This window comes from Micromonospora sp. ABR4_055, assembly GCF_056160425.1.
The window spans coordinates 1-13191 of the sequence record NZ_JBSWXD010000001.1; the positions used below are offsets into that span (position 1 = coordinate 1).

The window sequence follows — 13191 nt, forward strand, 5'->3', positions numbered from 1 at the left end:
CACGGAACTGCGCGCAGCGGCTTCCGGAAACGGACTTCTTAGCGGGGGGAGTGGGGGGGGGCCCCCGGGGTGCCTGCCCAGACAGAAACATGCGGGGAGGTGTCCCGTTCGGTTCCGGTGGCCGCCCGATCAGTCTGCTCGGGCAGATCAGTCATGGCGCTCAGTCGGCCGGACGGACGACGATGCGCCGGGTCGGCTCGACACCCTCGGATTCGCTCAGCACGCCGTCGAGCGCGTTCACCACGTCGTGTACGCACTTGCGCTCGAAGGCGGACATCGGTTCCAGCCGCACCGGCTCGCCGTACTCCTTGACCTTCTCCACCGCGTTCTTCGCCACAGCGGCCAACTCCTTGCGCCGGTTGTTCCGGTAGCCGCCGACGTCCAACAGCAGCCGGCTCGGCGATCCGGTCTGCCGGAAGACCGCGAGTCTGGTCAGCTCCTGGAGCGCCTCCAGGGTCGCACCCCGCTGCCCGACCAGGGCACTCAGCTGCCCGCCGACCACCTCCACCACGGGACGGCCGCCGGAGACCAGCTCGTCGATGTCGCCGTCGTAGTCGAGGATGTCCAGCAGTCCCTCGACGTAGTCGGCGGCGATCTCGCTCTGCTGGAACAGGTCGTTGTCGGTGGCGGCGGAAGCGGGCGCTGACGCGTCCTTGCCGGCCGCGTCCTCGTCAGCCTCGTCGGTGCCCGCGTCGTCGGCGTCACCGGTACGGTCGTCGGCGCTGTCGGCGGCCCGGGCTGGGACAACCTCCTCGTCGACAGACGGGTCGGCACTGGGCAGGCTGGTATCGGTCACGGTGTCATCTCCGTACTCGCTCGGCGGAACCGGTCGGTCCGCTGGTTACCGAGGACCGGCGGACGGGCGCCGTGCCCTCGGGGAGGTCTACGTTGCGGCTGTGCGGGACGTCCGCCAGCGCCCGGGACGCCCGCCAGCAGCAGCCGTCCGTCGGGACGCCTGCCCGGTCAACCCGGACGCTTCGCCGGCCGCCGCTTCTTCGGGTTGACCGGCTTGGCACCAGGCTTGGGCTTGAGACCCTCGCGGACCGGGGCCGGCTCCGTGGCGGCGGCCTCGGCACCGTTGCCGCGTCGGGCGAACACACCGGCCGACTTGGGCTTGGCGTCGGTCGTGCCGGGCTTGCGTGGCTGGCCGGCACCGGACTTCGCCGCCGGCCGTCCGGTCGATTTCGACGTCGAGGTCGAGGTCGACTTCGTAGCGGGCTTCCCCTTGCCGGCCGGCATCGGCGGCGGCGGGAACTTGCGCAGCACCCACTGCTGCTGGCCGAGGGTGACCAGGTTGTTCACCACCCAGTAGATGATGACGCCGATCGGGAAGATCGCGCCGGAGATGAGCAGCGAGGCCGGGATGCCGTAGAGCATCAGCCGCTGGATCATCTTCTGCTGCGGGTCCTCCGCCCAGCCGGTCTTGAGGATCATCTGTCGGCTGGTCAGGTAGGTCGTCACGATCATGACGATCACCAAGATCCCGGCGATCACCTTGACCGTGGTGCCGCTGGCGCCCATCGCCGCCAGCTCGTCGGCCGTCGAACCGAACCGCCCGGCGATCGGCGCGGTGAACAGACTGGCCCGAGAGGCCTCGTAGAACTGGTCCGCGGTCCAGCCGTACAGGTCGACGTTGCGGGTCTGCTCCGGGTTGAGCCGGCGCAGGATGTGGAACAGGCCGAGGAAGACCGGGATCTGCAGGAACATCGGAAGGCAACCCATCAGCGGGTTGGCCTTCTCCTTCCGGTACAGCTCCATCATTTCCTTCTGGAGCGTCTCCCGGTCACCCTTGTGCTTCTCCTGCAGCTCCTTGACCTTCGGCTGCAGCGCCTGCATGGCCCGCTGTGACTTGATCTGCTTGACGAAGACCGGGAAGAGGATCACCCGGACCGTGACCACCAGGAAGATGATGGCCAGGATCCACGACCAGTTGGTACCGAGCACCTCGGTCGACGGAACACCGATCCGGTCCCAGGCCGAGTGCCAGAACAGCAGGATCCACGAGATGGCCCAGTAGATCCAGTCGAGACTCAATTCGGGGCTCCAGTCGCATCGGCACGGCGGCCGCCCGGCATCGGTACCGGGTCATATCCACCGGGGTGGAAGGGATGACAGCGCAGCAGGCGCCAACCCGCCAACAGCACCCCCCGAGGTGCTCCGCGCCGGGCGATCGCCTCCTGGGCGTACGCGCTGCACGACGGGTGGAACCGACAGCGGGCCGGCAGAGCCGGGCTTATCCAACGACGGTACGCGACGATCGCACCTGTCAGCAGGCGGCCACCCGGTGTCGCGGGGGGAGGTAGGTCGTCGGGAGCGGTCATCGGGCGTCCCCCGCTCTGGCCCGGGTCCGGGGTCCGGTGCGCGGCGCGCCGGACGGGCGATCACCGGCGGTGCCCTGGGAGCGTCGCTCGGCGGCGCGGACAGCGGTGGACAGCGCGGCGTCAAGGTCGGCGGCGAGCCCCGCCGACGATGCCCCGGCGGCCGGCGGAAGGGCTCGGACGACCAGCAGGGTACCGCCCGGCAACGCTGCCAGCCGGGACCGGGCCAGGTGTCGGAGCCGACGACGCACCCGGTTGCGGTTCACCGCGTTGCCGACCGCCTTGGAGACGATGAAGCCGGCCCGGGCCCCAGTGCTGTCGGTTGCGTCCGACCGGCCACCCGGCCCGGGCGACGACAGCAACAGGTGCACGACGAGCGAGCCACGGCCAGCCCGCCGACCCATGCGTACGACCTCGGTGAAGTCGGCACGATTGCGTACGCGCTCAGCGGCGGCCAGCATGGCGGTTAGATCTCCACGACGCCCGCGAAGGCCATCAGGCGGACAGGCGGGCGCGGCCCTTGGCGCGGCGGGTGGAGAGGATGGCACGGCCGGCACGCGTACGCATCCGCAGCCGGAAGCCGTGGGTCTTGGCGCGCCGGCGGTTGTTCGGCTGGAAGGTGCGCTTGCTCACGTCAGACTCTCCGTCAGGTGCGGCTCCCGGCCTTCGGCCCGGAGTCAGATGAATCAGACCGGCTGGCGGTCAGGCCGGCAGTTGGTCAAACCCGGCCGTTGGCCAGGCCGGTGGTGCAGATCAGCGTGGTGCAGATCAGGATGGCGCAGATCCGGGTGGTGCACGATCTGCGCCCGTGCGTCGTGCAGGCACAACGCGCCTAGCTAGTTTATCAGAGCGGACCAGCGCCGACGGCTCGCCCACCGCCGGTGACCCGGCCGTGGAGCGACGCGGCCAGTGCCGCTACACGGTTTTCACCGGAACCGACAACGGGGACCGGCGACCGCCGGTTGAACGGTTGTGGACAACGCTGTTAGCGTGCCCGATTGCCGGTCAAGCATCAGGCAGCACCTGGCACCGCTTCATCGGTACGAACCAGGCAGCCGGGCCGGTCGCCCGCGACGGTGATCGACACCGGGCGCCGAGCCGGCAGGGGCAGGTTCGGCGGACGACGGGGAGCCGCGGTCAGCAGTACACACAGGTTGTGGATAACTTGTGGATGACGGTCAGTTCAGCGGCCCGCAGCATGGCTCGTCGTACCTGTTCGAGAGCGGGACCGATCCCGACCGGCGGCCGACATGGAGACAGTGCCGGCGGCCGGGTACTCGGATGCGATGGGGGTGGCGCTACGGTGGCCGAGACGATAGACCTCGGCGCGGTCTGGTTGGCGACCACGGACGAGCTGGCGGACGAGATCGTCTCCGCCCAGCAGCGGGCCTATCTGCGGCTGACCCGGCTGCGCGCCATCGTCGAGGACACCGCGCTGTTGTCCGTACCCGACGCGTTCACCCGCGACGTCATCGAATCGCGACTGCGTCCGGCGATCACCGAGGCACTGTCGCGGCGGCTCGGTAGGCCGATCCAGGTGGCGGTCACCGTCCGTCCGCCGGAGGACGGCCAGGGTCGACCGGTCGGCACGGTGTACGGCACCGCGACCGTCGAGACCCGGCTGCACCACCCGGACGAGCCCGACCCACGGCTGGGCCCGCCTCCGCCCGGACCGGACCACCGCGACACCGACAACCACCACTGGGACCGCGAGGGCATCGCCGGGCCCGAGGTGCCGGAGCCGATCAGCGGCCGGCCTGACTCGCCGGACGGACCCCATCCGCCGGAGCACCGTGTCGGCGTATCCGATGCACTGGATGGCGCGACCAGCCGGCTGCCGGTGGTGCCGGCGGCCCGGACCGGCGACCAGGGCTCGCTGTTCGACGACGACTACACCGCCGGAGCGCCGGGTCCGCAACGGCTCGACCACGACCTCGAACCGCCGGCGCAGCACCGCGTGGCCCGCCCGCCGACGGACTACCGCCCGCCGGACCAACGGTACGGCGGCGTCGGCGACGGCCTGCCGACCAGCCCGCCCGACAGCGGACCGGGGCGAGGCGGATTGGACCACCGCGGCACCGGCCGGGACGACCGCCGGCTGACCGGACCGGGGGTGGACACCGGCGGAAACCGGCTCAACCCGAAGTACATGTTCGAGACGTTCGTCATCGGCTCCTCGAACCGGTTCGCGCACGCCGCGTCGGTGGCGGTGGCCGAGTCACCGGCGAAGGCGTACAACCCACTGTTCATCTACGGCAGCTCCGGCTTGGGCAAGACCCACCTGCTGCACGCCATCGGTCACTACGCCACCACCCTCGGACACGCCCGGTCGGTGCGGTACGTGTCGACCGAGGAGTTCACCAACGACTTCATCAACTCGCTGCGTGACGACAAGACCAGCGCCTTCCAGCGCCGCTACCGTGACGTCGACATCCTCCTGATCGACGACATCCAGTTCCTGGAGAACCGGGAGCGGACCCAGGAGGAGTTCTTCCACACCTTCAACACACTGCACAACGCGAACAAGCAGATCGTGATCACCTCGGACCGGTCACCCAAGCAGCTGGCCACCCTCGAGGACCGGCTGCGGACCCGCTTCGAGTGGGGGTTGCTCGCCGACATCCAGCCGCCCGACCTGGAGACCCGGATCGCCATCCTGCAGAAGAAGGCGGCTCAGGAGCGCCTGTACGCGCCCCCGGACGTGCTGGAGTTCATCGCCTCCCGGATCGCCAACTCGATCCGGGAGCTGGAGGGCGCGTTGATCCGGGTCACCGCGTTCGCCAGTCTCACCCGGTCGCCGGTCGAGCTGAGCCTGGCCGAGGAGGTCCTGCGGGATTTCATCCCGGACGGCGCCGGCCCGGAGATCACCGCCGACCAGATCATGGTCGCCACTGCCGACTACTTCGGGGTCAGCCTGGAGGACCTGCGCGGTCACTCGCGTTCCCGAGTGCTGGTCAACGCCCGCCAGGTCGCCATGTACCTGTGTCGCGAGCTGACCGACCTGTCGCTGCCCCGGATCGGACAGGCATTCGGTGGCCGGGACCACACCACGGTGATGCACGCCGACCGCAAGATCCGGCAGCAGATGGCGGAACGCAGGTCCCTCTACAACCAGATCGCCGAGCTGACCAACCGGATCAAGCAGATCGCCTGACGCCCCGCCGCCCCGCCACCGGGCCCGCCCGCCGGTTGATCCGGCGGATCACGCACAGGTTCATCCACAGGTTTTCCACCGCGGCCGCCGCCGGATGGTGGATGACAGCTGCATCCCGCCCGCCCAGTTGTCCACAGGCTGTGGACAACTCTTGGGGAAACCGCTGTGGATAATCACTATCAGTCACAACTTGTCCACAGGCCAGCCACCGCCTGTGGGGATCCTGTTGAAGGTTCTGGGGACGACGGACCGGCATGGCGCCGGCAGCTTGTCCACAGCTGGGGACGAACCCTCGGGATAACCGGTGGACAACCGGTGGATAACTCGGCACGGCTGTGGGCAGCGGGGCAGCCTGTGGATAACGAACCCGGTTGTACCCAGCCCTCTCCACAGGTAATCCACTGCCATCGAACCCATCTGACCTGCGTAAACGCGAGATGTCCACAGAGTGCACAGCCCCGATGAAGACGATGAGATTTATCTTCTAGACAACAAAAACCAATCACCGGCGTTGGGGATAGGTGTGGATGCAGCCGACCTGCCGCACCTGCCGGTCCGGTCGACCGGCAGAAGTCCGGGGCCGGACGCACGGGCCCGGCGCTCTGGCCTATCGTTCGGTGAGGTCCGTCGACCGATGACGGTCGAGCCGCCCAGGGACCGCCTCGGGTCCGGCACCACCGAAGATCGTTCGATCGAGTCGACGCGGAGGCACGGCATGAAGTGCGGAGGCATGGGATGAAGTTCCGGGTGGAGCGCGATGCGCTCGCCGACGCGGTGGCCTGGACGGCCAAGAGCCTGCCGAACCGGCCGTCGGTGCCGGTGCTGGCCGGCGCGATGCTCCGGGTCACCGACGGTTCCCTGCAGGTCTCGGGGTTCGACTACGAGGTTTCCAGCCAGGTGACCGTCGACGTGCAGGGCGATGCCGACGGCTCGGCCCTGGTCTCCGGTCGGCTGCTCGCCGAGATCACCAAGTCGCTCCCGGCCAAGCCGGTCGACATCGCGGCGGTCGGTGCGCATCTGGAGCTGGTCTGCGGCAGCGCCCGGTTCACCCTGCCGACCATGCCGGTGGAGGACTATCCGACCCTGCCCGAGATGCCGGCCAGCGCCGGTCGGGTCGACGCCCCGACGTTCGCCGCCGCGGTCGCCCAGGTCGCGGTGGCCGCTGGCCGCGACGAGACGCTGCCGATGATGACCGGGGTCCGGGTCGAGCTGGAGGGCAGCCGGCTCGCCATGCTCGCCACCGACCGGTACCGGCTGGCCATCCGGGAGATTGACTGGCAGCCGGACGATCCGGAGATCAGCCTGCACGCACTGGTGCCCGCCCGTACCCTGGCCGACACGGCCAAGACGCTCGGTCCGATCGGCGGCGAGGTCACCATCGCGTTGGCGCACGGTGGGGCCGGGGAAGGCATGATCGGATTCGCCGGCGGCACCCGCCGGACCACCAGCCGGCTGCTGGACGGTGCCAACTATCCGCCGGTCCGGTCGCTCTTCCCGAGCAGCCACAACGCCGAGGCCCGGGTGGGTGTGAGCACTCTCGTCGAGGTGGTACGCCGGGTCGCCCTGGTAGCCGAACGCACCACCCCGGTACTGCTCAGTTTCAGCGCGGACGGGCTCGTGGTGGAGGCCGGCAACACCGAGGAGGCGCGGGCCAGCGAGGCGATGGAGGCCGCGTTCACCGGCGAGCCGCTGACCATCGGGTTCAACCCGCAGTACCTGATCGACGGTCTGCAGAACCTCGGCTCCGCCACGGCGGTGTTCACCTTCGTCGACGCGTTCAAGCCGGCGGTGATCTCGCCGGCCGGCGAGGACGATCAGATCATCCCCGGCTACCGCTATCTGATCATGCCGATCCGGGTAACCCGGTAGTACCGGGTCGCCCGGTGGGCGACGATCGGGCAGCGACGAAGGGGGCACACCGTGCAGTTGGGCATCATCGGTCTGGGCCGGATGGGCGGCAACATGCGGGACCGGCTACGTGACGCCGGTCACCAGGCGTACGGCTATGACCGGGACCCGGCGGTCAGCGACGTGGCCAGCCTCGCCGAGCTGGTCGACCGGCTCGCCGCTCCGCGGGCCGTCTGGATGATGGTCCCGGCCCAGGTGACGTCGTCGGTCGTCGATGAGCTGTGCGGCCTGCTCTCCCCCGGGGATCTGGTGATCGACGGCGGCAACTCCCGGTTCAGCGACGACGGGCCGCGTGCGGCCCGGCTGGCCGAGCACGGCGTCGGCTACCTCGACGTCGGGGTGTCCGGCGGGGTGTGGGGCCGGCAGGCGGGGTACGGGCTGATGGTCGGCGGCGACGCCGAGCACGTACAGCGGATGATGCCGATCTTCGAGGCGCTCAAGCCGCCGGCGGAGCACGGCTTCGTGCACGCCGGCCCGGTCGGTGCCGGACACTACGCGAAGATGGTGCACAACGGCGTGGAGTACGCGTTGATGCACGCCTACGCCGAGGGCTACGAGCTGATGCTGCAGAGCGAGCTGATCACCGACGTCCCCGGAGTGATCAAGTCCTGGCGCGACGGCACGGTGGTCCGGTCCTGGCTGCTGGATCTGCTGGACGCCGCGCTCGACGAGGACCCGCAGCTGGCGGCGCTGCGCGGGTACGCCGAGGACACCGGCGAAGGGCGCTGGACGGTCGACGAGGCGATCCGGCTCGGGGTGCCGATGAACGTGATCGCGGCCTCACTGTTCGCCCGGTTCACCTCGCGGCAGGACGACTCCCCGGCGATGAAGGCGGTCGCCGCCCTGCGCAACCAGTTCGGCGGGCACGCCGTGCAGTCCAGCCCCTGACCTCCGTGTACGTCCGCCGTCTCGAACTGATCGACTTCCGCTCGTACCAGCGGGTCGAGCTCACCTTCGAACCGGGTGGCAGCGTGCTGGTCGGGCCGAACGGGGTCGGCAAGACCAACCTCGTCGAGGCGCTCGGCTACCTGGCGACGCTGGGTAGTCACCGGGTCGCCACCGACGCGCCGCTGGTCCGGGTCGGCGCCGATTCGGCGATCATCCGCGGCCTGGTCGTGCACGACCAACGGGAGCTGTTGGTCGAACTGGAGATCGTGCCGGGGCGGGCCAACCGGGCCAGGCTGGGTCGGTCGCCGACCCGCCGGGCGCGGGAGGTGATCGGTGCGCTGCGGCTGGTGCTGTTCGCCCCCGAGGATCTGGAGATCGTCCGGGGCGACCCGGCCGAACGCCGCCGCTACCTGGACGAGCTGCTGGTCACCAGGCTGCCCCGGTTCGCCGGCGTGCGGGCCGACTACGACCGGGTGGTCAAGCAGCGCAACGCGTTGCTGCGCAGCGCGTACCTCGCCCGCAAGACCGGTGGTGGCCGGGGCGGTGACCTGAGCACGCTGGACGTCTGGGACGCCCATCTGGCCCGGCACGGAGCCGAGCTGCTCGCCGGCCGGTTGGAGCTGGTCACCGCACTGGCCCCGCACGTGGCCAAGGCGTATGACGCGGTGGCGGCCACCAGCGCGGCGGCCGGCATCAGCTACCGGCCGTCGATCGATCTGCCGGATGCCGGGACCGTGCCGTCGGCGGCGGACCGGTCCGCGCTTGAGTCAGCGCTGCTGGCCGCGCTGGGCGAGGCCCGCCGCAGCGAGGTCGACCGTGGCGTCACCCTGGTCGGCCCGCACCGCGACGACCTGCATCTGACGATCGGCAGCCTGCCGGTGAAGGGGTACGCCAGCCACGGCGAATCCTGGTCCTGCGCGCTGGCGCTGCGGCTGGCCGCGTACGACCTGCTCCGCGCGGAAGGCATCGAGCCGGTCCTGGTCCTCGACGACGTGTTCGCCGAACTGGACAGCGGCCGCCGGGAACGGCTCGCCGAGTTGGTCGCCGGGGCCAGCCAACTGCTGGTGACCTGCGCGGTGGCCGAGGACGTCCCGGTAGCGTTGCGCGGGGCACGCTTCGAGGTCAGCCGTGGGGAGGTACGCCATGTCGGATGAGCCGCAGCACGGTGAGCCGGCGCAGGCTGCCGACCAGCCGCCGATCCTGCCCCCGCCGTCGACCGGCCCGCAGTTGGCCAGGGCGGTGCTGGACGCGGCCCGCGCCCGTCGAGAGGCGAACCGGCCCCGCCGCCGGACCGGTGGCGGCAGCGACACTGGCGGAGCCGGGTCGGGCGGCCGACGACTGCGCGGCTACTCGGGTCCGGGGCCGGACCCCCGCGATCCCCAGCTGTTCGGCGACGTGCTGGCCCGGCTGGTCAAGGCGCGCGGCTGGCAACGGCCGGCCGCCGAGGCGACCGTCTTCGGCGCCTGGGAACGGGTGGTCGGGCCGGAGGTGGCCAAGCACAGCCGCCCGGTCAAGTTGGAGAACGGCGAGTTGACGGTCGAGGCGGAGTCGACCGCGTGGGCGACCCAGCTACGTCTGCTCGCCCGCTCCTTGCTGCGCCAGATCGCCGCTGAGGTCGGGCACAACGTGGTGACGAAACTGCATATCCACGGCCCGGCCGCGCCATCCTGGTCGAAGGGACCGAGGCGGGTCCGTGGTCGTGGCCCGCGGGACACGTACGGTTGATCCCCACCCGGCCGGTCCGCTCCCTGGCCGACGCCGGCCGCCCAGGATCAGGCTGCCGCGTCGGCGTAGACGGCGAAGCCGCGATCGGCGCAGCGGCGGTAGAAGCGGGACAGCACCGCCAGCTCCGACCGGGGGAAGCTCCACTGCGGCGCGTCACCGGCGTCGTCGCGGAGCGCGTCGAGCCGGCTGTCCAGCCAGCGCAGCTGCTGTTCGGCGAGCCGGGCCCCGGCGAGGGCGTCGCGCAGCACCGCCCCGACCGTGTCGAAGGTGACGGTGTCGCCGTACCGGTCGTGGCCGTCGACGAACCGCTCCAGGCCGCCGGCGATCCAGGCACAGCCGTCCGGGTCGATCACCGGGTCCTCGTCCTCGGCGGCCGCCTCGGTGGCGTACAGCACTCCGGTCAGCCCCAGCAGCAGGTCCACCAGCTCGGTGTAGGCGGTGGCCCGGACACTGCCGGTCTTCGCGATGTAACCGGCGAGCGCGGCGGTCGGCGCCGCGACGTCGGCCTGCTCCGCCAGCTTGTCGAAGTCGACGAACTCGGCCGGTGCGACCGGTTCGTAGAACTCGCCGACCCGTGGCCATTGCACCGCGACGTTGTCCAGCCCCATCGCAAGCGTCACCCTTCTCCAGCTGGTGGCCCGGGTCGGGTGCGCATCCGCGATGCTGCTGCCCGGTGCGAGCCTGTGCGGTAGCGGCACTGTAGCGGCATCCGGGTAGTCGTTTCATCTTCAGGTGGCCCGGCGGGCCGCCGCACCGTCGGTGCGGTGCCCCGTGGCCGACCGATGATGGATCTGGTGCGTGTGGGGGTGGTCGCGGTGGGTGGGGTGCGGCCGGCTACGAACCTCTCAGCCGCTTTACGGGGGTGCCGCGTCCCGGTTATGTCGGCTCGGCACAGTAGGATCGGAGACAGAGACGAGGGAGACCCGCGCGGCGCGACGATCCGGAGCCCGCCTGGCAGGATCACCGACGAGGTGACCACCGGCAGCCGTGATCGCCGGACCGTACGGGGCCCAGCCGTTCGTGATCCGCGGGTCCGCTGCGGCGTACGGCGCGTTTCGCCACCCGTCGGCGATCCACCCGGAAGATGCGGGTTGTCGGCCATGGTGCCGGTTCGCGTCCGTCCGCCGTCGGAAGATCCGCCGAACCCCGCGTCCCTGTGCCGTCGCGGCCCAGGTGTGCGAGAAAGTGGCTGAGGGTGTCAGCGGAGAACAACCAGGAGTACGGCGCCGAGTCGATCACCGTGCTGGAGGGCCTCGAGGCGGTCCGCAAGCGACCGGGCATGTACATCGGTTCGACCGGTGAGCGCGGCCTGCACCACCTGGTCTGGGAGGTCGTGGACAACGCGGTCGACGAGGCGCTGGCCGGGCACTGCGACACCATCGAGGTGGTGCTGCTCGCCGACGGCGGGGTGCGGGTCACCGACAACGGCCGCGGTTTCCCGGTGGACCTGCATCCAAAGCTGAAGAAGCCGGGTGTCGAGGTCGCCCTGACCGTGCTGCACGCCGGCGGCAAGTTCGACGGCAAGGCGTACGCGGTCTCCGGTGGCCTGCACGGGGTCGGTGTCTCGGTGGTCAACGCGCTCTCCGTGAAGATGGAGGTCGAGATCCACAAGGACGGCCACGTCTGGCGGCAGCAGTACGCCAACTCGAAGCCGACGCCGCTGGACAAGGGCGAGGCGACGAACCGGACCGGGTCCGCGGTCGCCTTTTGGCCGGATCCGTCGATCTTCGAGACCACCGAGTACGCGTTCGAGACGATCTACCGCCGGTTGCAGGAGATGGCCTTCCTCAACCGTGGGCTGACCATCCAGCTGCGCGACGAGCGGGTGGCTGATGACGACGGAAAGCACCGCGAGGTCACTTTCTGCTACAAGGGTGGTATTTCGGACTTCGTCCGCCATCTCAACGCCTCGAAGAACCCGATCCACAAGAGCGTGGTCGAGTTCGGCGCGGAGGAGGAGGGCATGTCGGTCGAGATCGCCATGCAGTGGAACGAATCGTACGGCGAGTCGGTCTACACCTTCGCCAACACCATCAACACCCACGAGGGCGGCACGCACGAGGAGGGCTTCCGGTCCGCGTTGACCAGCGTGGTCAACAAGTACGCCATGGACAAGAAGCTACTCAAGGGTGACGAGAAGCTCTCCGGCGAGGACATCCGGGAAGGGCTCGCCGCGATCATCTCGGTCAAGCTGGCCAACCCGCAGTTCGAGGGCCAGACCAAGACCAAGCTGGGCAACACCCCGGTGAAGAGCTTCGTGCAGCGGGTCTGCAACGAGTGGCTGGTCGACTGGCTGGACCGCAACCCGGCCGAAGGCAAGATGATCATCACGAAGGCCACCCAGGCGGCCCGCGCCCGGATCGCCGCCCAGCAGGCCCGCAAGCTGGCCCGGCGCAAGTCGTTGCTGGAGTCCGGGTCGATGCCGGGCAAGCTGGCCGACTGCCAGTCCACCGACCCGCGCGAGTCGGAGGTCTTCATCGTCGAGGGCGACTCGGCCGGCGGCTCGGCCAAGCAGGGGCGGGATCCGCGTACCCAGGCGATCCTGCCGATCCGGGGCAAGATCCTCAACGTGGAGAAGGCCCGGATCGACCGGGTGCTGAAGAACAACGAGGTCCAGGCGCTGATCACCGCGCTGGGCACCGGCATCCACGACGACTTCGACATCGACAAGCTGCGCTACCACAAGATCGTGTTGATGGCCGACGCGGACGTGGACGGCCAGCACATCCAGACGCTGCTGCTGACCCTGCTGTTCCGGTTCATGCGTCCGCTGGTCGAGCTGGGCCACGTCTACCTCGCCGCCCCGCCGCTGTACAAGATCAAGTGGAACCGGAAGGGCGACGACGCGCAGTACGCGTACTCCGACCGGGAACGCGACGGACTGATCGTGCTGCGCCAGCAGAAGAAGCCGAACGCCAAGCCGGACGACATCCAGCGCTTCAAGGGCCTGGGAGAGATGAACTACCCCGAGCTGTGGGAGACGACGATGAACCCGGCGACGCGTACGCTGCGTCAGGTGACTCTGGACGACGCAGCAACCGCCGACGAGCTGTTCAGCGTTCTGATGGGTGAGGACGTCGAGGCGAGGCGCTCCTTCATCCAGCGCAACGCCAAGGACGTCCGCTTCCTGGACATCTAGCGCCCCGCGCGGCCGGGCGACCCCCCGAACAGGGGCCGGCCCGGCCGCGTCATCAGCAA

General features: G+C 69.9%; 11 protein-coding genes and 1 pseudogene. 6 read left to right on the forward strand and 6 right to left on the reverse strand.

The features are described from left to right. Nucleotides 1-160 precede the first annotated feature (160 nt). From ACXAHD_RS00005 to rpmH, 5 genes and pseudogenes are all read right to left on the reverse strand, one after another. Nucleotides 161-796, reverse strand: coding sequence for a Jag family protein (locus tag ACXAHD_RS00005; RefSeq protein WP_281552350.1), 636 nt, complete (start codon nt 794-796; stop codon nt 161-163). Between the two features lie 167 nt (nt 797-963). Beyond that, the gene (gene yidC / locus ACXAHD_RS00010) at nt 964-2034 is read right to left on the reverse strand and encodes a membrane protein insertase YidC (protein WP_281552351.1); all 1071 of its coding nucleotides are present in this window, start codon (nt 2032-2034) and stop codon (nt 964-966) included. Further along, nucleotides 2031-2321: a membrane protein insertion efficiency factor YidD gene (yidD, locus tag ACXAHD_RS00015; RefSeq protein ID WP_281552352.1), complete on the reverse strand. Its 291-nt coding sequence runs from the start codon at nt 2319-2321 to the stop codon at nt 2031-2033. The genes yidC and yidD overlap by 4 nt, the downstream gene beginning before the upstream one ends. Before the next feature lie 74 nt (nt 2322-2395). Continuing rightward, nucleotides 2396-2779: pseudogene (gene rnpA, locus ACXAHD_RS00020) on the reverse strand (ribonuclease P protein component); the annotation flags it as partial. 34 nt (nt 2780-2813) lie between these two features. After that, on the reverse strand, nt 2814-2951 hold the full coding sequence (gene rpmH, locus ACXAHD_RS00025; protein ID WP_123606641.1) for a 50S ribosomal protein L34: 138 nt from the start codon (nt 2949-2951) through the stop codon (nt 2814-2816). Between the two features lie 670 nt (nt 2952-3621). Here rpmH and dnaA point away from each other — a divergent pair. From dnaA to ACXAHD_RS00050, 5 genes are all read left to right on the forward strand, one after another. Continuing rightward, nucleotides 3622-5472 carry a chromosomal replication initiator protein DnaA gene (gene dnaA / locus ACXAHD_RS00030; RefSeq protein WP_281552353.1) on the forward strand — a complete coding sequence of 617 codons (1851 nt, stop codon included), beginning with the start codon at nt 3622-3624 and terminating at the stop codon, nt 5470-5472. A 735-nt stretch (nt 5473-6207) separates the two neighbouring features. Further along, nucleotides 6208-7341 carry a DNA polymerase III subunit beta gene (gene dnaN, locus ACXAHD_RS00035; protein ID WP_281552354.1) on the forward strand — a complete coding sequence of 378 codons (1134 nt, stop codon included), beginning with the start codon at nt 6208-6210 and terminating at the stop codon, nt 7339-7341. Between the two features lie 51 nt (nt 7342-7392). Next, nucleotides 7393-8268: a phosphogluconate dehydrogenase (NAD(+)-dependent, decarboxylating) gene (gene gnd / locus ACXAHD_RS00040; protein WP_281552355.1), complete on the forward strand. Its 876-nt coding sequence runs from the start codon at nt 7393-7395 to the stop codon at nt 8266-8268. A gap of 5 nt (nt 8269-8273) precedes the next feature. Then, entirely contained in the window at nt 8274-9422 is a 1149-nt protein-coding gene (recF, locus tag ACXAHD_RS00045) for a DNA replication/repair protein RecF (protein WP_289211716.1), read from the forward strand. Next, entirely contained in the window at nt 9412-9993 is a 582-nt protein-coding gene (locus tag ACXAHD_RS00050; protein ID WP_281552357.1) for a DciA family protein, read from the forward strand. The genes recF and ACXAHD_RS00050 overlap by 11 nt, the downstream gene beginning before the upstream one ends. A gap of 47 nt (nt 9994-10040) precedes the next feature. Here ACXAHD_RS00050 and ACXAHD_RS00055 read toward each other — a convergent pair whose 3' ends face one another. Next, entirely contained in the window at nt 10041-10601 is a 561-nt protein-coding gene (locus tag ACXAHD_RS00055) for a hypothetical protein (RefSeq protein WP_281555771.1), read from the reverse strand. Between the two features lie 587 nt (nt 10602-11188). On the opposite strand from ACXAHD_RS00055, the gene gyrB reads away from it, so the two are divergent. After that, nucleotides 11189-13132: a DNA topoisomerase (ATP-hydrolyzing) subunit B gene (gene gyrB, locus ACXAHD_RS00060; RefSeq protein WP_281552358.1), complete on the forward strand. Its 1944-nt coding sequence runs from the start codon at nt 11189-11191 to the stop codon at nt 13130-13132. The last annotated feature ends 59 nt before the right edge of the window (nt 13133-13191 follow it).